This window comes from Guptibacillus spartinae (genome assembly GCF_028610625.1).
GTDB classification, from domain to species: domain Bacteria; phylum Bacillota; class Bacilli; order Bacillales; family Guptibacillaceae; genus Guptibacillus; species Guptibacillus spartinae.
Genome location: NZ_JAQQWU010000003.1, coordinates 92,836 through 114,517, shown reverse-complemented (window position 1 = coordinate 114,517; position 21,682 = coordinate 92,836). Strand labels below are relative to the sequence as shown.

Sequence of the window (21,682 nt, the reverse complement as noted above, 5' to 3'; positions counted from 1 at the left end):
CATGACACGTCTCCATATCCTTCAATTCTTCATACATCTTTTGCTATGTAATCAGTTGGCTCCCTAATGTACAAGTAATCCTCCCTTCTCCTGACGTTTGTATTGAATTTTCTAATAATTTAAGTTTAACAAGTTTTATTTAATAATGTAAGTGTTTTCGTGAAGTTTTATTACATAAAAAAGCACTCGCCATATTCACGAGTGCTCTTCAACCCTTAGTAAAGCAAGTACTCTTCTCTTACTTCTTTAAAATTTTCCAGATCTTCTTCCCACTGCTGCTGCATTTCTTCGACGCTTTCGCCATTTTCAATCGCTTCTCGAATCCAACCGTTTCCTACGAGAAGATCAAAGAACGAAACGCCATCACTGTTTTCTGCACGGAATTCGAAGTCTTCTGGGTAAAGATCATGAATGGTTTTCACAAGACTAAGTCCCATTTTAACAGGCTCAAACGTTTCTTTATCCGTTACATGAATTTGCACACCGTGAGTCAGTTTCCCCGCATGCTTTGAGAAAGAAGGCGTGAATGAGGCAGCTCTGAATTCTACTCCTTGAAGATCAAGACGATTCAATTCATCGGCAAGCTCTGTCGAGTTAATAAACGGAGCCCCAATTAATTCAAATGGTTTTGTTGTTCCTCGACCTTCAGATACATTGGTTCCTTCAATCAAGGCAGCACCTGGGTATACAAGGGCTGTGTCAAGAGTAGGCATATTGGGAGAAGGGAGCACCCATTCTAGCGGGGTGTCATCATAATACATGTCCCGCTTCCAATGCTTCATCTCCAGAACAGTCAAATCTGCTCCAATTTCAAATTCTTCATTAAAAAGTGATGCAAGCTCACCAACTGTCATACCATGGCGAAGGGGTATTTCATATTTTCCAATAAATGAAGAATACTCATCATTGAGTACTGGTCCTTCTACCGCTTCTCCACCAAGAGGATTCGGGCGATCGAGAACGATGAACTCGATATCATTTTCTGCCGCCGCTTCCATCGCATACGCCATCGTATAAATATACGTGTAGAAGCGTGTGCCCACATCCTGAATGTCGAATAGAAGCACATCGATTCCTTCTAGCATTTCAGGAGTCGGTTTTTTAGTAGATCCATAGAGACTATAAACGGGGAGCCCCGTTTCCTCATCAATATAGTACTCCACGTACTCTCCTGCCTGTGCGCTACCACGAACACCATGCTCCGGGCCATACAGAGCTTTTAAATCAACGTCAGCATCATTGTGAAGTAAATCAACGATGCTTGTCAGTTCCTGATCCACACCTGTTGGGTTTGTAATTAGCCCAACGCTTTTGCCTTCAATCAGTTCTTTTTGATCATCGAGTAAGACTTCCACACCAAGTTCAAGCTTCTTTTTGTGCTTACCATGATCATGGCCATGGCCACGGCCATGCCCTTTTCCGTTGTTATCAGCGAATGCGACAGATAGTGATGATAGAACAAGAATCGTTGTTAACAGCATAACGAACCACTTTTTCACGTTAAAACGCCTCCCCATTTTTTAAAGAATCGGGAAGAACTTCTTCCCGACAGTCTTAGTACGTTAACCCATGCCCAAAGTTATAAAGGACGCCGCCGCTTTCCCCCGGAATCGTAATCGGTAGCTTTCCTGTTGGTGCATTATCACCAAAAATAGTGGCGGCTGTGGCTTCAAAGCTAGCTGTTCTAAAACCATACTGAGTTAAATAGCTATCTACGTTCGGATACGCCATAATGTCGTATGGATTCCGTATTCCAACTGCAATAACCGGTACATCTGTTTCATTCATAATGGCGTTAACCATCATCATTTGTGGATGTTCAGGCGAACGTGTCCCCACGCTGTACGTATACGTTCCAACAATAATTTGATCTGCGGAAGCAATCGTTTCACGCTGTTCGTCTGTTAACGTGTAGCTGGCATTTGCTTCAATCACTGTTGTATTTTCATGCTGCACTTTTACGGCGTCACCTAGCGAAGATACGAAACTTCTGCCAACCACCACAACATGATCATCATTGTTTGAATCAAGAGGTAAAACATTCTCATTTTTCACTAGTGTAATCGACTTGTCAGCAGCTTCTTTCTCAACCGCTTTATGTTCAGCTGAACCAACCGTCTGAAGGGCTTCTTCAATTTGGTCTTCTACATCAATAGGGTTCTCAGACTTGATGATGCCTCTGTTCACCTTTAATGTTAAAATTCTTTCAACGGAAGCTTCAATCCGATCCTCAGGAATATCACCTGTTTCCACCGCTTCATATAGCCCTTCCGCCACTTCCGGAAGACCTACCGGCATCAAAACAATATCCGTTCCTGCTTTTACCGCGCGAATCGCAGCGTCGACCGATCCGAAATGATCTTGAATCGCGCCCATGTTCATCGCATCTGTTGTAATGACGCCCTCATAGCCCATCTCATCGCGCATTAATTCGGTTAATACTTTATGAGAGAGCGTTGCAGGAAGCGAAATTTCAGTGCCGTCTTTCTTTGAAATCACTTTTGTATCATCGATTTTTGGAAACGTGACGTGGGCGGTCATGATGGCGTCAATTCCTGCTTCCATCGCCTGTTGGAATGGATAGAGCTCTACTTGCATGAGACGCTCTTTGTCATAAGGAACTTCTGGAAGCCCTAGATGAGAGTCAACGGCCGTATCGCCGTGACCAGGGAAATGCTTCGCTGTTGCCGCTACGCCTGTTTCTTGAAGTCCTTTTGTATAAGCAATCCCGAGGTCGGCAACAAGCTCTGGATCTTCGCCAAACGAACGAACGCCAATAACAGGATTATCCGGATTGTTGTTCACATCCATATCAGGTGCAAAGTTCATGTTGATTCCAAGTGAAGCAAGCTCTTCGCCAATCGCATGTCCAACGTTTTTGGCAAGCTCAGGAGAACGCGTTGCGCCAAGCGCCATGTTCCCAGGCATATCCGTTCCAGACTGAAGACGCGTAACGATTCCGCCTTCCTGATCAATTGTCATGAGCATGCCGTATTTTTCAGAAGCCTCTTGATAATCCGCAACAAGCTTTGTTGTTTGTTCCGTCGTTACGACATTTTCTCGAAATAAAATCACACCACCAAGATGGTACTGTTTGATCTGTGCTTCGATTTCTGGAAGCATCTCAGTCACATTCTGACCATCCCAGTTTCGGTAATCCGGCATGAGCATTTGCCCAACTTTTTCTTCCATCGTCATGCCCTCAATCGCGTTTTCAATTAAGTTGTACTGCTTTCCTTTTTGCTTTACGATCGCCGGAGCAGACTCTTTTTTATGCGATTTCTTTACCTTGTAATCAATCGCAATGCGGTCGCTGTTTTCACCATCAGAAACCCGAATGAATGTGCGTCCATGTTTTCCTGTTAAGGTAACCTGCCCATCCTCATCTACTTTCGCAACATTTTTATTTGATGACTTCCACGTTAGGTTCTGATCTGTTTTCATAAAATGACCATCTTCATAAATGTGAAGCGGATGAAGGGTGATGGTATCTCCTTCAAACTCTGCGCTTACTTCAGGAACGTTTTCCATTAAAATGATTTGTGGTGCACCTTCTGCGCCAGCCTTTGGCAACCACATTTGTGAAAACATCATCACAAACGCTAATATCCCCACAGCTATTTTTCGTGCTTTCATTTTACCCCTCCTGTTTATTAAAAATTAATAAGCTCTCTTCACCCATTCATTGCTTGTGAATGTGATTTTTTCTTGATCAAGCTTAGCTGCATCGACGTACCATCCGCGCTTATTCGTTGATCCGTCTGTATGATAAGTAAATCGAATCTGTGTTGTATCAGCCGGAATTGTAACTTCTTCTCTTTCCCAACTTTCACTCGCCCCAGTTAGTGACGCTACCTCAGTCCACTTCTCGCCATCCTCTGAAACCTCAACTGTTCCTATATCATAGCCTTCCTCCATTTGATACCACGTATCAAACGAAAGTGTCGTTGCTTCTTTTACATCAACTTCAGCCGTTAAGTGTTTTGACTCGTTATTGCCATAACCAGCAAACCACGGATCTGCCTTTTTATCCATCGCAACTGGAATCGCGTCGGCTACTTTTCTTGCAAATTCCCTTCTCGTTGGGGAAGTTGACACTGTCTCCCGAGTAGGATGGACGCGATTTGTTAAGAGAATCGCAATCGTTTGATTGGTTGGACTAACCACAATTGACGTTCCGGTATACCCGGTATGGCCAAGCGTCGTGCTTTCAGATAACGCATCCATGAACCAACCCTGTTGGAGCTCCCAACCCAGGCCATGGTCATCTCCTGGAAACTCAGGAATTCGGTTTTCAGTTAAAAGTTTTACGGTCGCTGGTTTAAGAATACGCGTTCCACCGTAACGTCCTTCCATCAAAAACATATGAGCAAATTTCGCAAGGTCCGATGCTGTTGAAAAGACTCCTGCATGACCAGCAACGCCGTCGAGTGACCAGGCACTTTCATCATGAACTTCTCCCCAGACAAGCCCACGGTTCGTCCACGGCTGGTATTCTGTTGCGGCGATTCTTTCTTTTAACTCTGCTGGTGGATTGTACATCGTGTCATGCATTTTTAGAGGCTCAGTAATTTCCTGTTTTACATACTCATCGAGACGCATTCCCGACCACCGTTCAACTAGGGCACCAAGGGTAATCATGTTGAGGTCGCTGTATGTATACTCGGTACCGGGGTCTGCTTGAAGTGGATAATTGAAAACATATTGAAGACGATCTTCTCGATTACCTTCGATTGTGTAGAGCGGAATCCAAGGCTTAAATCCAGATGTGTGTGTCATGAGCTGTTCGATGGTGACGTTCTCTTTTCCGTTCGCTGCAAATTCTGGAATGTACTTCGCGACAGGGTCATCAAGTTGAAAAGCCCCATCCTCATAGAGCGTCATCGCTGCTGTTGTAGTGAAAAGTTTGCTGATTGAAGCAAGATCAAAAATAGTATCCTCGCTCATTGGAATTGGATTGTCCATTTCGTTAAATTCATCATCTGAGTATTGGGCCGCATAACCGTAGGCTTCTTCCTTTACGATATGTCCTCTTCGTGCGACAAAAGCCACTGCCCCAGGCATTACCTTTTCATCAATGGCGTTTTCCAGCAAACCATCGATTTCGTGAAGCGGTTCTGCTCGCATGCCAGCTCCTTTAATTGAGCCAGGGTGAAGAACGGGAGAAGTTGGTCCAGGGTTATCCCAGGAAAACCTTGGGTGAGCTTTTCTCGATTGATGCATGTTAATCTTTCCTTCTTTTTCGATTGTCGGACCTGGTGCAGCTAATCCTGATCCAGGAGCTAAAAGTGACGTTCCAAGTGCCGTAGTTAGAAGCAGTGACAGCGTTTTTCTTTTCATAGTGCCCTCCTCTTTTTTAATGATTGCAGCTAAATGAATGACTCCTCCCTCTCTAAATGAATTAACATTCAGAATATTCTATTCAAATCGTAACCTCTTCCTTTATAGTCGTCTATACCACTTAAGTCATGAGTAGAGGAAATTTTGCCCGATTTGTATAGCAATATACCTATGTCATTAGAAGGAATTTGAAATAATACAACATCTTGATCTTATTAAGCATGTAGCTTTATTTCAGAAATGAGGCTTTTACCATTAAATAAACGTTTGTTTAAGAGGTCTCTGTGAACTTTATGAACAAAATACACAAAAAGAAACTAACCTTCCTTATTTCCGTTTTCTTACGCTTCCTTACTTCATTAGATATAGTGTGTTTATCGAATTGAAAGCGATTACATAAACGAAAGGGGTTTTACAGGTGATGAGAAAGAAGAACATGGTGATGTCTTTACTGTTGGGTAGTGCCTTACTTTTAAGCGCATGTGGAAGTAATGAAAGTTCTGTGGAAAGTTCGGCAGAAGGAAGCGGAGAATGGAGTCCTGATAAACCGATTGAAATGATTGCACCAGCAGGAGCCGGCGGCGGATGGGATACAACCGCAAGAACGATCTCAAAAGTGATGGAGAAAGAAAACATTATTGACAAGCGAATGGCTGTCGCTAACAAACCTGGTGGAGGCGGTGCCGTTGGTTGGTCGTATGTAAACAAAAAAGGCGGCAATCACACTCTTTTCGTTACCTCGCCTCCAATCTTGTTTGTTCCTTTAAATGGGCAATCAAAACTTGCTCATAATGATTTTACACCAATCGCAGGTGTCATCGCTGATTACTCTGCATTTGTTGTTCCAGCCAATTCGCCCTACGACAACATGAATGATCTTGTTGAAGCGCTAAAAGAAGATCCAAAAGCGGTCTCAGTTGTTGGAGACTCTGCTCCTGGAAGCATGGATCATATGGCTTTTGTGAAAGCAGTAAAAGCTGCTGGCGTTGATATTAAGCAACTGAAATACGTTTCTGCGCAAGATGGAAGCGGTATGAGCATGCTGCTTGGCAATAAAGTCGATGTCTATTCAACTGGCCTTGCGGAAGCAACTGAACAAGCACGTGCTGGTAAGGTAAAAGTTCTTGCCATTACATCTCCTGAGCCTCTTGAAGGGGAAACAGTATCCGAGTTTCCGACGCTAAAGGAACAAGGAATTGATGATGAATTTGTCGTCTGGAGAGGCATTATGGGACCAAAAGATATGGACCCTGCGGCAGCTAAATTTTATGAGCAAGCAGTGAAAGACATGATGGAAACTGAGGAATGGAAAACGCAGCGCGATAACTTTGGTTGGAATGATAACTTTATGTCTGGTGATCAATTCAAAGATTTTCTTGATCAAGAATACAAAACAATGGAAGAACTATTGAAAGAAGTCGGCTTAGCAAAATAAAAAGGATAGCGAAAGGTCAGTCACAGGCTGGCCTTTCATCTTTCGTATCTAATAAAAGGCAGGTGTGTTGTCATGATAGGAAGTGTTGAACGGAAAGTAGCCATTGTTCTATTACTTATTTCAATTTTATATCTCGTTCTGAGCTTTCAGATCCCAACTTTCCCATACTCGATCGTAGATGCTGACGCATTACCGAAAGGGCTAGGATTTTTGCTTGCTGCCCTCTCGATCTTACTTTTTATCCAAAATCCTACAGAAGATCGGAAGAAAAGTGATCTTAAGAAAGATGAAGTACTCATGTTGCTTGCGGTTGCAGGTCTGATTTTCGTCTATATTCTATTATTTGAACTTTTAGGATTTGTCGTTGTAACCATTCTTTTTCTACTCTTTACGTCACGGATGCTAGGTTATACAAAATGGAAAACCTTATCTGCTGTTTCAATCGGCTTTACCCTTGTTCTTTATTTTTCTTTTAACTACCTACTTCAAATCTACTTACCGCAGGGCATACTTCCCTTTTAGAAAGGAGGAAAAATCATGGATACAATTTCGAATATGCTTTACGGCTTTCAAGTCGTCCTCACTTTTCAAAATATCCTATTCGTTTTCATTGGCGTATTAGCTGGAACTTTGATCGGGATGCTGCCGGGACTCGGTCCTATATCAGCTATCGCGATCATGATCCCTTTAAGCTATGGGATGGACCCCGCTTCTGCCCTTATTCTAATGGCAGGTGTTTATTATGGTGCCGTCTTTGGAGGATCGACGTCATCGATTCTATTGAATGCTCCAGGAATATCTGGAACCGTGGCAACCTCCTTTGATGGCTATCCGCTTGCGAAACAGGGATATGCCGGGAAAGCACTAGCCATAGCCGCAATTTCTTCCTTCGCAGGCGGAACCGTGAGCGTCGTTGCTCTCATGTTAGTTGCTCCTCTAATGGCTAGCTTTGCGGTTTCATTCGGACCGACTGAATATTTTGCCCTTATGCTTCTTGGATTAACGGCCATTGCAAGCTTATCTGAAGGCTCAACCGTGAAAGCTTTAATTTCTGCTACGATCGGTTTGATCATCGCGACAATCGGCGTTGACCAGCAAACAGGAACACAGCGTTTTACGTTCGGAAACCCAAACCTTCTTGAAGGAATCGACTTTTTAATCATCGCTCTTGGGCTTTTTGCGCTAGCAGAAGTCTGCTCGTTAATCCTCTCTCGAAAATCAAAAATGATGAACGGAAACACAAATGTTGGCTCTTTGAAAATCACGAAAAAAGAGGCAAAGGAAATCTCAGGACCGATTGCGCGCCATTCCGTTCTCGGCTTTATTCTTGGTGTTCTTCCTGGCGCAGGTGCTACGATTGCTTCCTTTATGTCCTATATCACTGAGAAGAAAATCTCGAAGGACCCTTCCTCCTTTGGAAAGGGAAATCTTAAAGGACTTGCCGCGCCAGAAACATCAAACAATGCCGCGACGAGTGGCGCTTTCGTTCCGCTATTAACACTTGGGATTCCAGGTTCAGGCACAACTGCTGTTCTACTTGGTGCACTTCTTGTCGTCGGTGTGCAGCCAGGCCCATTGATGCTGACCGATCATCCCGACGTGTTTTGGGGAGTGATCGCCAGTATGTATCTCGGCAATCTTTTCTTATTAGTTTTGAATTTACCGCTTATTCCTTTTATCGCGAGAATCCTTTATATTCCTAAGGCGCTATTAATCTCGCTCGTTATTATCTTCTGCATGATCGGCGTTTACGGAGTTAGTTTTAGCACGTTCGATCTTTATCTCTTACTAGCATTTGGAATAATCGGCTTTATTATGAGACTGCTTAATTTTCCAGCAGCCCCGCTTATTCTTGCTTTTATTCTAGGAGGCATGATGGAGCAATCCTTTAGGCAGGCGCTCACAATATCAAATGGCAACTATATGACGTTTCTTGATAGTAAAGTTACGATCGTTCTGCTTATCCTCTCACTCCTTTCTCTTACCTTACCTGTTATAAAAAGCAAGTTCAGCAAAAAGCCAACAGAGGAAGAAAAGGAACATTTAGCATCTTAATCGAAAGAGCCGCTGGAAGTAGAGTCAAAACTCTACTTCCAGCGGCTCTTTTCACATAACACTCTTTCTTGAATGATAGCGTCTTTCAGGACGACCTACTGTTCCATAGGAAAGATCAGCATGAACCCTACCGAGCGAAACCATATATTCCAAGTAGCGTCTCGCTGTAGTTCGACTGCACCCCATTTCACTTCCAACTTCCTCAGCTGTCATGCCTTGAGGCGCATGTCGCACGAGGACTTCTTTCAGCTTAGATAAAGTTAAAGGATCAATCCCTTTTGGTACTGCTTGAGAAGTAGCCATACCCGTGGTTGCCTGTCTTGTAAATAAATGATCGACTTCTTCCTGACTCACCACTTTTTGACGATTCATTTGTCCCCTCGTCTGCTTGAATTTCTCAAGCGTTTGCTTAAAGCGCTCAAAGATAACAGGCTTAATGATGTAATCAATCGCGCCTCCCCTTAGTGCTTCTTGCACCGCATCAATTTCTTTTGCAGCTGTGATCATCATGACATCCGTTTGTTTATAATGTTCCCGTATATGCCAGAGTAAACCGAGCCCGCTCTCCTCAGGAAAAAAGATATCGAGCAAAACAAGGTCTGGCTCAACGATTTCAAGTAATTCCTTACCTTCTTTTATACTTGAAGAAACGCCGATAACGGTATAACCAGGAACGTTCTCCGTAAACTTTTGATTAATTTTAGCAATGCGTGAATCATCTTCTACAATTAACACTTCGATCTCAGACATTTGTTTGTTCCTCCTTAGGAATCACCACTGTAAACGCAGCTCCGCCATAACGGCTTGTTGAGATGGTGACATACCCCCCAAGATAATCAAGTGCATTTTTCACAAGAGAAAGGCCGATCCCTCGGTCTTCTCCCTCTTTCCCACTAAACCCTCTATCAAAAATTCGAGCCATCTCCTCTTCCGCCACCCCATTTCCAGAGTCTTCTATTTCAAAAATCAAATCTCTTCCAATATCCGTCATAAACAAATGAACTAGCCGCTCCCCTTCTCTATTCGTAAGAACAGCATCCATCGCATTATCAATTAAATTCCCAATAATCGTAACGACTTTCTCTGGCTCTAACCGCTCAGGAAAATCACTCAGATTACTTTCTTCATCAATTGAAAATTGAATATGGAGCTCATGCGCACGATTATACTTACCTAAAAGCAGAGCTGAAATAATCGGATTTGGCACAGCCTTCACCAAAAGCTGGACAACCTCCTGGTAACCGATCGCTTCCTTATGTATTAATTCAATTGCCTCCTCATGGGCACCTAACTGAATTAAACCCAGGATCGTATACAGCTTGTTGGCATATTCATGAGTCTGTGAGCGAAGAACACTGGCATAGCTTTGCACTTGTGACAGCTCTCGAGATAACGCTTCAATCTCTGTTTTCCTTCTAAAACTTGAAACAGCTCCTGTAATTTTCTCCTTTTGAATAATTGGGATGCGGTTCACAATGACATGATTATGACCGATGGCAATCTCCTGATCATACTCTGCCTCTCCGGAACGTAATACTTCTGGCATCCTTGTATTCGGTAGAATCGTCAATATATCTTTTCCTTCTAGAACCTCATCTTCAGGACGATCAAGCATCCGATGAGCTTCTTGGTTCGCAAGCGTAACGACTCCCTTTGCATCAACGGCGATAATCCCTTCTCTAATCGTTTGGAGAATGGTATTTCGCTCTAGAAACATTGCTCCAATTTCAGATGGTTCGAGCCCAAAAATAGACCTTTTCACATTCTTCGCAATGAAAAAACCACCAGCTAAACCGAGTAATAAGATGGTTCCTATTAAACTCATAACCTTTAATTCATACTGATCCACTTTCTGTTCAATATCTTCCGTTAAGAATCCAACGGAAACAATACCGATAATTTCCCCATTATTAAGAATCGGCGCTTTCCCTCGCAGGGATGAGCCAAGAGAACCTTCCGCCTTCGATACGTAGGATTCCCCTTTCTCGAGAGCACGCTGACTATCGCCACCCACCATATGTTTGCCAATGCGATCAGCCAAAGGATGTGCCACGCGAATCCCTTCCTGATCACCAACTACAATAAATTCCGCGCCAGTTTTGGACCGAAGCTCTTCTGCAATGGGTTGGATCGCTTCAGAAGGATTTTCCAACTTCATCCCATCGAGAACAGATGGCATGGTCGCTACGGACTGAGCAACATTAAGCGCTCTCTCCCCCATTTGTTCTTCAATACTGGTCGAATATAAATGAGTGAAAATCAACCCAAGAAGAAGCAATACTGTAAATAATAAAGCAAGGATCATTAATGATAATTTTGTCTGCAGAGAGAGAGATTTCATCCTATTCATGTATTCGCTTACACTTCCTGACTGAATTGTCTTACTATTATTCTAACGATGAGATAGATTGAGCACAAGAGGCAGGAGAAAGGGGTAGCGTGATTCGGGTGGTATTCGGGTGGTGCCTGTCACTCGCGGTAGTGAATGTTTTAAGGGGTTCAGGTACGCCACCAGTGACGTACTTGAACCCCTTGGTTTTATTTTTGTATTGATTCATATACAATAGTTGAAATTTGTTTTGAAAGTCCTCCAGTACTAGGATAAGAACCTGTTTCAAGTGGACCATTATTTTGCTTATTTGTTAGAACGATGATTTGAAGATCATAAGCAGGATCAAAGATCACTTGTGTCCCTGTAAAACCTGTATGCCCGAATGCTTTTTCAGAATGCTTACCTCCCATGTACCAGCTTTTATCGAGTTCCCATCCATATCCTTGTCCGAAACGCTGAGGAGTTATAAAGTCTTTGATAACCTCATAGTCATATAGCTTCACTTTCCCGTAACTCCCCCCATTTAACATTGTCTGTCCAAGCACGGCAAGATCTCTCGCTGTGGAGAATAATCCAGCGTGTCCTGCAATACCCCCGTTTGCATAATAACTATTGCCGTCATTCACTTCTCCAACAAGGGTTCTATTTCTCCACCCGTCAAAATCCTCTGCCCGCTCAGGTACGAAATAACCGAAATCCGGATCATCGACCATCTTATATTCAAAAGGATTCCCCCATGAGGTCGCTGCAATTTTATGATCAAGATGATCAGATGGTGTGAACATGGTGTCCTTCAATTTCAATGGCTTATAAATATTTTCTTGGAGGTAATCATTAAGTCGCTCTCCGCTTATTTCCTCAATGATAAAGCCGAGCATCATAAAGCTAAAATCACTATAGCGGCGATCTGTTCCAGTTTCGTATTCCAGTGGAAGATTATTAATATAGGTTAGCACTTCTTCCGAATTCTTAGCATGAAAATAAGTTGGTTGCCATGGAGTTAAACCAGAGGTATGTGTTAACAAGTCAGCAATTGTGACATCACCCTTACCATGCGAAGCGAAATCAGGGATATATTTTGCTACACGATCATTTACAGATAATTTCCCCTCACTAACAAGCTTCATAATTCCTTGTGTGGTTCCCATCACCTTAGTTAAGGAGGCAAGGTCAAAGATCGTTTTCTTTTTCATTTTCCTTGGTTTTTCTAAAAGAGTACCCATATCATATTTTTGAGCATCTCCATAAGCGGATTCCTTTACAATTCTCCCGTCCTTCGCCACTAATACTACTGCACCAGGAGTAATATTATTAGTTATTGCGTCTTTCACTACGCTATCAATTTCTTCGAGTCTTGTAGCATCCATCCCAGCCCTTTTAGGACTACCGTGACTTAGTTTTTGTCCTTTAGCAGCAGTTGACGTGGAAAAAAGAGAGGTAGTCACCAGAAGAAATATTACCATCAATACACAAATTCGTTTTGTCACCTTTTCTCCTCCTTAACTTTCAAGAATTTGATTAAGAAAACTCGTACCTGATTCGGGTGGGTCAATATGAAAATAATCACTTAGGGTTGCACCTATATCTGCCATTGTAGCTCTTGTACCGATTGATACTGCTTTCACTTTTGGCCCGGAAACCATTAGAGGCGTAAATTCTCTCGTATGTTTTGAATGTCCGATTGTTGGGTCATTCCCATGATCGGCTGTTACAATTAAAATATCATCCTCTTTAAGTAGTGGGATAAAATCCTTCAGCCAGTTATCTACTATTTCGAGAAGCGAGGCGTACCATTTCGTATCTTCTGCATGACCAGCAAGGTCTGTTTCTTGTACATTTACTAGAAAAGCCCCATGTTCTTCGCTTATAAATGATTCTTTCAATTGTTGAAGCACTTCTGCTGTATTGACGATCGAATAAGCGAGGTCTTTACCTTCTAGCACGTCAGCCGTTTTTCCGATTCGATAAACCGGAATTTTAGATTCCGCTAAAATTTGGAACTGCCGTTGGACATTAATGCCATATCCAAGGTGACGAACGTGATAGTCTTCACCATATACTCCCGCTTTAGGGCTATCAATCCCCCATTGACCTTCTTCTCCTTTCTTTATGACTGATAGAAAGTGCTCGACCGACGTGTGAGGTCCTCCTAACGTTATGACGCGACTCGTATCAACGACTTTTCGAACAACCCTTCCTACTTTAAGCGCGTAGTCGAACGAAACCTTTTTCAAGTCTGCCGTTACATTGATAATGTTTCCAGAAGTGGATTCAATGTTATCCGCAACAATGATCGCATCGTCAATTAACAATACTGGCAAATCCTCAATAGGATAAACTACATTGAAATTTTCACTCAGAAGGCGAGTTGCTATCTCCTCATGAATATCTTTCATCAAACGTTTGGCGGGATGTTTTGGAAGACTTCCAACGATCTCCTGATGTCCCATGTAAGTATCAGCACCGAAATGCGCAAGTCTTGATTTTCCATAAGCTCCTTTTGGTATCCCTGTTCCATCGACTAGCTGATTAAGTCCCAATGAGTACATGGTTGGAATAGAAAGCCTAACTTTATTTCGAATATGCTCGTACGTATTTGCTACACAGTCCCCTGGTTCATAGTCATCACAATCATCCATTGCACCAATTCCAAAACTATCAAGAATGAGCACTACCATACGTCCCATTCTATCCTCTCCTTTCGAAATGTACGATTTCTGGAACACCATCATGTAACCCACGCACAAGGGCGACGTTCGCTCTAGTCACAAACACTTGTGTTCGAAAAGCATAGATTGCTGTATCACCGATTGATACAGGCGATCCTTGTTCGAGTCTTCCATAGTAATCAATGTACTCCGAATTAAGAGACTTTCCTTTCAAAAAAGCATCAAAAATATGTTCAGGAGAGCTTCCGACATAGGCACCGGTCATATTTCCTCGTTCATAAAACCCTCCTCCAATTACATAGACGTTTTCCTTGTCTACATGAGAGATTTCAGAGACATAAATAATAGCAGGATCCTCAGGAAGCGAGCGCACCGCATGAAGGGGTGTAGTACCTGTCAGAGCATGGCCCGGTTCCCCATGCGTAATCCCTGCTTTTTTGAGCATTGGAATGGTTGCTGTACTCGTTGCACTCGGCCCATTGACCTGTCGAATCTGAAATCCGGATGCTTCAAGTATTTCTTTTGCTGAAAGAATCGTTTTCAGATTTTCTGTAAATCGTAACTCTTCCCCCTCCTTATCCATAAGTAGTAATGGAAAAGAAGTAACGCCCATCACTTCAATTCCTTCGAGTTCCTTAAGCTCTGGAATAGCTGATTGAAGTTCTTCTAACTGAAATCCTCCCCACTGCCCAGGATAAATAGTATCGGATGGACGAATAACTCTCAAAATGACATCTTGTTTTTTTCCTAGTCTTATAGCTGCCTCTGACACCTGTCTCGCTCGCTCAATTGAAAAGACTGTAACAACCTCTGGTTCGATGCCGAGAATTTCACCCCACTGATGTTTGCCAGGTTGAACGAGATGACCCACATTTCCAATTTTGACACCTGACTGATGTAATCGGAAAGCTTCTTCAAATTCAACGGCAACAGCTTGTTCAATGCCATGTTCCGCAATCCAATTTCCAAGTTCACCAATACGACCAAGCTGCTTACTCATAAAATACAAAGCAAAATCATTCTCCTTAGCAGCCTTTGCCATGCTCCTAACATTTTTGGCTATTGTGTCAAGATCGAGAACATACGTATTAGGGGGAATAAGCCCAGATTGGTGAAGGCTTACTCCCGCTTTTATGAGCTCCGGATTCCTCTTCTTTGTAAGTGAAAGAAACAATGTAATAGCCTCCTAAACGACAGCGTATAAATCTTTTCTTAGATGTATCGTTACTCATCTCGCAAAGCATTTTGAAGAATACGAATAACGGTCTCAGCTCCAGCTTTCATAGGATTAATACGTAACCCGTATTCAACTAATTCTGGTGTACTCTCAAGAAAACTACCAGATACTCGATAAATCATTGGAACGAGTTCAAACCGTGATTCGGCACCAACTGGATAGGTTGCTGCTCCAAAAGTCTTACTGCGTTCAATCACCTCTTGAGCAACCGGCTCCTTCAATTCAACGATGACATTCTTTGATTGAGAGTTTGTAATATAAGCCTCTTTCACTCCATGCACTTCACCTTTGTTTAACAACTCACACAAAATCTCAACTTGCTGACTCTGAATCGCTAACGAGACCGGGGCAAAAGGTAATGCCCTAAGCAACTCCATCGCTTCTGGTCCTTGAACTTGACTACCTCCAGAATAATTTCGCTGCTGAATGATTTCGATTGCACTCTCTCCTACTACCACCCCAACCCCTTCAGGACCTAGTAGCTTAAATCCGGAAAAAGTAGAGTAATCCGCACCGGCTTGAATCCCAAGGCCAGGCATTTTCAAGGCACAATAATTGTCATCAACAACCACGATCATTTCAGGTTTGATTGATTTCACTATTTGAATGACTTCTTTAAGCTGATAGGTATCGATTGGTTGCTGCCTTGCGTGTTGGATATAGAAAACCTTTGCTTTTGAACGTGTAACATTCTGTTTAAGGGCATCGTAGTCATTAAAATTAACTTCTTCAGTTCGTAATCCAAGCATACGAATCGTTTCTTTCGTTGTCATATAAATAGGTGCAGAGTGAATAATCATGGATTCTCCCGGTTCAAGGAGGGCACTTAAGAGCGAGCGAATGGCACCAGTACCCGATCCTCGCACAAGTACCGCTTGATTAGCTCCAAATACATTCGCCATCACTTTTTCAACTTTCGCAGTTGTTCTAGGACGCTTATAGATCGGATGCACACCGCGATCACCATCCTGAAACATTTCATTATCCTTAAATTCTTTCGTAATAAAATCGACAATTTCAAACTGCTTTTTTGTTGCTTCTTCAACCGACATCTGAGGTATGACAGACTCCTGATATTTCAATGTTATGCGCTCCCCTTTCGACTGAAAGCATGCGCTGGGTTGTCAATTAACATCATTCGAATATCCTCCTCAGACACACCAGCTTCTTTTAAACGAGGAACAAATTCATTAAGAACATAGTCATATCCAATGCCACCATGCTTATGCCAATGTGACTTTCTTGTTAAATCAGTAGATAATAAAATCTGCTCACCATATCCTCTTTCAATTAGAAGACAAATCGTTTTAATTCGGTCTTCATCAGGTCGATAATTAATTTTGCCAATCGTATCAAATCCTACAAACGCCCCTGCTTCCACAACAGTAAGTACTCGTTCATCTTCTTGATTAAGGTCTTGATGCCCCACAATCAATTGGTTCATTGGCAATCCAAGAGCAAAATAAAGTTCAACTTGCTCGACTCCCATCGTTCCGAGTGTTGTATGTGTGGTGAGCGGAAGGCCCGTTTCCATTGCTGCGATTCCTGCCCCAGTTAAGAGCTCTTCTTCAATAGGCTTGATCTCATAATGACTGCTCCCAATTTCTCCAATAACCCCGGGATAAACGTCTGTTCCATCAATCCCATTTTTTATTTCATCAATCATATGTTGTGCAAACTGATCTCGCCCCCATTTTATTGCGTGATCTGGGAGGAATGGGTCTTTATAAAATCCTGTACTTGCGATAAGATGCACACCGGTTGTTTCGCTTAACTTCCTAAGGAGAGTGGCATTACGCCCCATTCCGTCATTCGTAACTTCTACCATCGCCTGTCCACCTGAAGCTTTAAAGTAGCGAAGTTCATCTTCCATTCCACCTATATCATCAAGAATCGTGTCGGGATCTTTTTTGATTCGTGATAGGTCAATACAAAGGTGTTCATGAGCTGAACAAACCCCGAGTTCAGTAGTATCAATTTGTCCTCTAACCGTTTGAATCATTTTAGATCCTCCTTCTACTGTGGTATTTGCATAAGTCCGAGAACGACAAGAATATTAGCCAAAATCCCAACTGCGATCGCGCCAATCGGTCCTACAGCCATTCGCACAATTGGTCGGCCCGCAATTTCATTTAACAAATAAAATCCTGCAATGATAAAGAACCCGAGGCCAGGAGCAATAGCATTAGCTGCGTTTGCACCACCAATCAAAAGAGCAACTTCTAAAATTCGACTCATTGCGGTACGAATATTTTCTCCTGATTGACGTACACCAGGATATCTATCAAGAAAACGAGCAATCTGGCTTAGTAGCATTACCTCTAGAAAAACAGTAATAGTACCGATAATAGCTGCAACCCATACATTTGGAACAAGTAATCCAACGACGAAAATAATCGTAAATCCAACTGGACTATAAACACCTGTTGCAATCGCCGTACTAGCAACTAGAGGGATAAATCCGAGTGCACGAGCTCCAGCCGCAATAGCAGCATCTGTTATTTTTCCGTCTGCAATTAAATTTAAAGATATTGGATCTCCAGCCATAATCAAAAGGTTCGTAGCCGCAGCAATAAGCCCACCCATAATCATGAAGTAAACGACATGCTTTTTAATGCGATCGACTCTCTCACTGAAAACGGAAGCAAGATCAATTCCGCTTCCGTCCCCTTCAGGTTTTTGACATACAGCATATGTAATTAAGAAAATCATTCCAGTAATGAGAGCCATTCCTTCTTGATTTAACGTAACCGTCGTATCACCGAAAGTCATGGCACCGCTTTCATTTAACCATACAGCTAGCTGCCGGATAATGGCCGAAGTTATAAACGTTAGTACACCTTTTTTAACACTGAATTGCAATGCCACAGCTAGAGCTGGAAATGCCATGAAAGTTACCACGACTGGCGACCCCACTTGCCCCATCGCATCTAAAAAATTTAATGGTAATTTCTCAAATAAAGTCACAAATCCTTCAAGTCCAACTAATAAACCTGCACCATATGCTCCACCTACAAGTGCTGCAACAGGCGTACCCCATTTATTTCGCGGAGTGATCAATCCAATAATATCTGTTCCTAGCAAAATACTATGGATAAGGATAATGCTTGCTGTAATGGTAAACGGAATCCCAAAACCAACAACAAGTCCAAAACTCATAGCAAAAGCAGTTAAACCGAGTTCTTTACGTCCCATGCGCCCTTCCGTATTCTCAGGTACAATTGGTCGTAAGCCATCGTTAAAAACAGCCAAATTCAAATTCGCAAGAACAGCTGCCATAGCCCCTATTAAAATGACGAGAACCATTTCCATCTAATGAACCCCCTTCCAAAATTATTGTGCTTTAATTGCCTTCATGATCATCGGCACGGCAGTTTCAATATGGTCTGCAGTAAAACCAAATGCTTTTTTTCCATCCTGAACTGCCTGTAAAATCTTCTCTTCATTCGGTTTCCTTCCAGGCATTGAAACCGTTTCGCAGCTTGGCTTTCCAATAATAGCAATCGCCATTGCTAACGCGCCGCCACCACCAGTGTGACATGCTCCAACATAGTAATCTGCCTTACCACTTTTTACCGCCATTGCGGCTTCTACATCTGATTTAACTGAGGTTTCCACTCCTTCAGGTCCATGCTCCTTCACTAGAGCTTCTACTTCCTTTTTATCAACCTGACCACCTACAACAATTTTCATTTAAATCTCCTCCTATTTGATTTCTTGAAAAATAGTGACATAGTGTATTTTCAAAAAGGCAATTTCAGATTGAGGAATTTCCTCGGCCCAATTGGATTGAATCCAGCTAATCTCCCTTTTTGCTACTTGTATGAGATCGGATTTCTCTATTTCCAAAATGAGCTCATCCGGGGGCGCATCAATCGATTCTCCACGCGAGATACGCGTTAAGGCGGATGCAAGATGAGTGACAAGCATTTCTACTTTATTTTGAGGAAGGAGCTTATGCGTCTGACTGCTTAACCTTTGAACGGCTTGCTCGGCGATAGTTGAAGCTTCTGAACTAATCACATCACCTGCTTTCAGAATATCTAATCGTTCTTTAATTGTAGTCATAAAATCAACCCTCCAATATACAGTATTTAGTATATTAAAACTATAGGAAATCCTTATTGAAATCCTACCTAATAATGCGGATAAATCTCTCCCTTTTCAACTTGAATTTGTAACTCTATAACGTTACTTACAGATAGGTCAAGTAAGGCATCTCTTAGTTCTACTCTCTCTCTACTTAAGAGCATAGTTGCCTCATTCACTTTCCTACTTAATTCCTGAGCTTTAATTGAACGGAATGATCCTTTTCCCATTTTTTCAGAATGAAGGATCTCATCCTTGTTCCAAACTGCAGCATCAATTTCATTGTTTTTTAGCATCTCCATCAACTGCATGTAATTTACTTCTATTAACTGGACGTTAATACCTTCTGTTTCATACTCGGTAAGAAGATGCTGGTCAGCTGAAGAATAGTCAATACCGACCCGCATCCCGCTTTGAATAGACGTATTGTTAGGGTCTGAAAAAACAATTTCATGGCCCGAGACGTATGAGTTATCCCCAAAATTCTTCACCATCTCGATGCTAGCATCATTCTCGATAGCAAGCTCAGCTGCAAGTCTTGAAACAATAACAAAATCATACCTTCCAGCTTTCAAAGCATCAATTCGATTTGAAGATCCTCTCATAAAGGCAAGATTAAAAGGAACTTTCATTCTTTCAAGCACTTGAACTAAACCGGTAGCAAGGCCTTCGTATTTTCTCGAGTAGGGTAACGGCATAGCCCCCATAACAGAACCAAGTCCTGCAATATCCCAAAGAAGTTCTCGGTTTGTTCTAACAAGAAACGTACCAAGGTGGCCCCTGGCTTCAAGAACAATGGCTCCGATTTCTTCCAATAGACGTAAAGCTCCTTGAATTGTCCCCCTTCCAAGTGATGTTTCTGTAGCAAAATCACTTACGCGAGGAATACGGCTTCCTGGCTCGATCGCTAATAGATTTGCAGCAATTCTCCTAGCTGCAAGTCCATTCTTGCTGTATAGTTTCTCCCATTTGCCTTTCATCCTCTCACCTCAATATACAATTTTTCGTATTTTCACTTTATAGAATAACCCAAAATCGGAAACATTTCAATGAATATTCTGAAAAAATAGGTTAAGGTTCATTTAATCATTCTACGTTTTCTTACATTTATAAGTTATGTTAGTTATTAGTTCTTATTGTTGCTCTTTTCGCGCCCTCCTGCTTATCTAGAATTAAATTAAAGCTGGATTATTCAATTTTTTGAAATAAGATTTTTGATTTTCATAAAAAAAGAGAGGGTAGACTTTGGGTCTACTCTCTCTATACGCCCTCTTACAATCCAACAAACTCCTTCTTACGCTCTCGAAACACTGTCCAATTCTTAAACCCAATCTCCTTAAGCTTCGCACGAACTTCTTCAAACTCTTCTCCGACCCGTGAAGGCCAGTGAGCGTCAGATCCAAACGTAACACCAACGCCATAATGGTATGCCATTTCGAGCATATCATTTGCTGGATACCAGCCGCCGCAATCTTTATGCTTACCTGACGTGTTGATTTCAATGGTTGATCCAAGCTCACCGAGTCGCTTAATCGCTTTTTCTACTTCAGGGGTTTCGATATTTGTAAAACCAGGATAGAAGCCTTTCATTGCATCAATATGAGCTAAAATATCAAAAACACCGCTTTCCGCTGATTCAACAATTAATTTGTAATAATGCTCTTTCTCTTTACGAATATCCTCTTCGGATAAATTCTCCCAGCGAGTTTTATCAAAGATATTAGAACCATTACTAAAATGAACGGAACCGATAATGTAATCAAATGGATACTGATCATAAATGCTTTTATAGAGCGGATAGTGCTCCTGAAAGAAGTCAGATTCCACGCCTAGTAAGACATCTATTTTCCCTCGATACTTTTCTTTCAATCTTAAAACTTCATCAACATAAGAAGAAAATTCACTTTTTGCCATGGCAATGCGCGGTAACGCTCGATCTTTCTCACTTGCAAAGAACGGGGAATGGTCAGATATTCCAATCATTTGGAGATCATTTTGAATTGCTGCTTTTATGTACTCTTCAATCGTAGCCTCGGCATGACCGCAACGTTCGTGGTGCGTGTGATAATCAAATTTCATAAAACCTCTCCTTCCATAAACTAGAAAATCATCCTATTTTTAATCCTATCATATTTCTTCACAACAAAAGATAAGCGAATGGATGATTTACAGAATATTTTCATTGTCCTAAATAAGTATGTGGCATTCATACATTTTTCTCAGACTTCCATACTTGTCCGAACCTTTCGGACAAGCGAGCGTAAGATACCATATGAAATGAAAACATTTCAAATACTTTTTGAAGGAGGAAGTTCAATGAGTGAATTCCTACACAATTTGCTTGATGAGATTTTAGAAGGCAGTAAGAAAAGAAAGAAAGTAAACAAGAAGATCGTGGTTCCAACAGAAGAAGCTGCTCCAACTGAAGCTCCTGCTGAAGAATCTGCTGAATAATTTTCCCTGGAGTTAGTGCAGTGAAGCTGCATTAACTCCATTTTTTCACCAATAACATCATCTTATGTATT

The 21,682-nt window shown here is 42.0% G+C and carries 19 protein-coding genes; 4 read left to right on the top strand and 15 right to left on the bottom strand.

What is annotated here, in order from left to right:
- Positions 1–215: 215 nt before the first annotated feature.
- The 3 genes from PQ511_RS07265 to PQ511_RS07255 are packed head-to-tail and all read right to left on the bottom strand — an operon-like array spanning position 216 to position 5,340.
- The gene (locus tag PQ511_RS07265) at positions 216–1,499 is read right to left on the bottom strand and encodes an exo-beta-N-acetylmuramidase NamZ family protein (protein WP_273851240.1); all 1,284 of its coding nucleotides are present in this window, start codon (positions 1,497–1,499) and stop codon (positions 216–218) included.
- A 55-nt stretch (positions 1,500–1,554) separates the two neighbouring features.
- Positions 1,555–3,636: a glycoside hydrolase family 3 N-terminal domain-containing protein gene (locus PQ511_RS07260; RefSeq protein ID WP_420541668.1), complete on the bottom strand. Its 2,082-nt coding sequence runs from the start codon at positions 3,634–3,636 to the stop codon at positions 1,555–1,557.
- Between the two features lie 24 nt (positions 3,637–3,660).
- Positions 3,661–5,340 (bottom strand): serine hydrolase domain-containing protein, encoded by a 1,680-nt coding sequence (locus tag PQ511_RS07255; RefSeq protein ID WP_273851239.1) that lies wholly within the window; start codon positions 5,338–5,340, stop codon positions 3,661–3,663.
- Between the two features lie 421 nt (positions 5,341–5,761).
- Here PQ511_RS07255 and PQ511_RS07250 point away from each other — a divergent pair, with 421 nt between their 5' ends.
- The 3 genes from PQ511_RS07250 to PQ511_RS07240 all read left to right on the top strand — a co-directional run bounded on the left by PQ511_RS07250 (position 5,762) and on the right by PQ511_RS07240 (position 8,830).
- Positions 5,762–6,775 carry a tripartite tricarboxylate transporter substrate binding protein gene (locus PQ511_RS07250; RefSeq protein WP_273851238.1) on the top strand — a complete coding sequence of 338 codons (1,014 nt, stop codon included), beginning with the start codon at positions 5,762–5,764 and terminating at the stop codon, positions 6,773–6,775.
- Between the two features lie 72 nt (positions 6,776–6,847).
- On the top strand, positions 6,848–7,297 hold the full coding sequence (locus PQ511_RS07245) for a tripartite tricarboxylate transporter TctB family protein (RefSeq protein WP_273851237.1): 450 nt from the start codon (positions 6,848–6,850) through the stop codon (positions 7,295–7,297).
- A gap of 15 nt (positions 7,298–7,312) precedes the next feature.
- Entirely contained in the window at positions 7,313–8,830 is a 1,518-nt protein-coding gene (locus tag PQ511_RS07240; protein WP_273851236.1) for a tripartite tricarboxylate transporter permease, read from the top strand.
- Between the two features lie 51 nt (positions 8,831–8,881).
- Here the strand turns inward: PQ511_RS07240 and PQ511_RS07235 are convergent, their stop codons facing one another.
- The 12 genes from PQ511_RS07235 to PQ511_RS07180 form a co-directional block, all read right to left on the bottom strand.
- Positions 8,882–9,580 (bottom strand): response regulator, encoded by a 699-nt coding sequence (locus PQ511_RS07235; RefSeq protein ID WP_273851235.1) that lies wholly within the window; start codon positions 9,578–9,580, stop codon positions 8,882–8,884.
- Positions 9,573–11,180 carry an ATP-binding protein gene (locus PQ511_RS07230; protein ID WP_273851234.1) on the bottom strand — a complete coding sequence of 536 codons (1,608 nt, stop codon included), beginning with the start codon at positions 11,178–11,180 and terminating at the stop codon, positions 9,573–9,575. The genes PQ511_RS07235 and PQ511_RS07230 overlap by 8 nt, the downstream gene beginning before the upstream one ends.
- A 188-nt stretch (positions 11,181–11,368) precedes the next feature.
- Positions 11,369–12,649, bottom strand: coding sequence for a serine hydrolase (locus tag PQ511_RS07225; protein WP_273851233.1), 1,281 nt, complete (start codon positions 12,647–12,649; stop codon positions 11,369–11,371).
- Between the two features lie 12 nt (positions 12,650–12,661).
- Complete coding sequence (locus PQ511_RS07220) at positions 12,662–13,849, bottom strand: phosphopentomutase (RefSeq protein ID WP_273851232.1); 1,188 nt, start codon at positions 13,847–13,849, stop codon at positions 12,662–12,664.
- A gap of 1 nt (position 13,850) precedes the next feature.
- Positions 13,851–15,005 (bottom strand): YhfX family PLP-dependent enzyme, encoded by a 1,155-nt coding sequence (locus PQ511_RS07215; protein ID WP_273851231.1) that lies wholly within the window; start codon positions 15,003–15,005, stop codon positions 13,851–13,853.
- Between the two features lie 50 nt (positions 15,006–15,055).
- The gene (locus PQ511_RS07210) at positions 15,056–16,150 is read right to left on the bottom strand and encodes an aminotransferase class V-fold PLP-dependent enzyme (protein WP_273851230.1); all 1,095 of its coding nucleotides are present in this window, start codon (positions 16,148–16,150) and stop codon (positions 15,056–15,058) included.
- Between the two features lie 2 nt (positions 16,151–16,152).
- The gene (locus tag PQ511_RS07205) at positions 16,153–17,070 is read right to left on the bottom strand and encodes a phosphotriesterase family protein (RefSeq protein WP_273851229.1); all 918 of its coding nucleotides are present in this window, start codon (positions 17,068–17,070) and stop codon (positions 16,153–16,155) included.
- Positions 17,071–17,084: 14 nt separating this feature from the next.
- Complete coding sequence (locus PQ511_RS07200; RefSeq protein ID WP_273851228.1) at positions 17,085–18,380, bottom strand: YhfT family protein; 1,296 nt, start codon at positions 18,378–18,380, stop codon at positions 17,085–17,087.
- A gap of 21 nt (positions 18,381–18,401) precedes the next feature.
- Entirely contained in the window at positions 18,402–18,761 is a 360-nt protein-coding gene (locus PQ511_RS07195) for a DUF2620 domain-containing protein (RefSeq protein WP_273851227.1), read from the bottom strand.
- 12 nt (positions 18,762–18,773) lie between these two features.
- Positions 18,774–19,136, bottom strand: a complete 363-nt coding sequence (locus tag PQ511_RS07190; RefSeq protein ID WP_273851226.1) for a PRD domain-containing protein — start codon at positions 19,134–19,136, stop codon at positions 18,774–18,776.
- A 68-nt stretch (positions 19,137–19,204) separates the two neighbouring features.
- Positions 19,205–20,137 (bottom strand): GntR family transcriptional regulator YhfZ, encoded by a 933-nt coding sequence (gene yhfZ, locus PQ511_RS07185; protein ID WP_273851225.1) that lies wholly within the window; start codon positions 20,135–20,137, stop codon positions 19,205–19,207.
- A gap of 292 nt (positions 20,138–20,429) precedes the next feature.
- Positions 20,430–21,236, bottom strand: coding sequence for a histidinol-phosphatase (locus PQ511_RS07180; protein ID WP_273851224.1), 807 nt, complete (start codon positions 21,234–21,236; stop codon positions 20,430–20,432).
- 237 nt (positions 21,237–21,473) lie between these two features.
- On the opposite strand from PQ511_RS07180, the gene PQ511_RS07175 reads away from it, so the two are divergent.
- Positions 21,474–21,611: a hypothetical protein gene (locus PQ511_RS07175; RefSeq protein WP_273851223.1), complete on the top strand. Its 138-nt coding sequence runs from the start codon at positions 21,474–21,476 to the stop codon at positions 21,609–21,611.
- Positions 21,612–21,682: the final 71 nt, after the last annotated feature.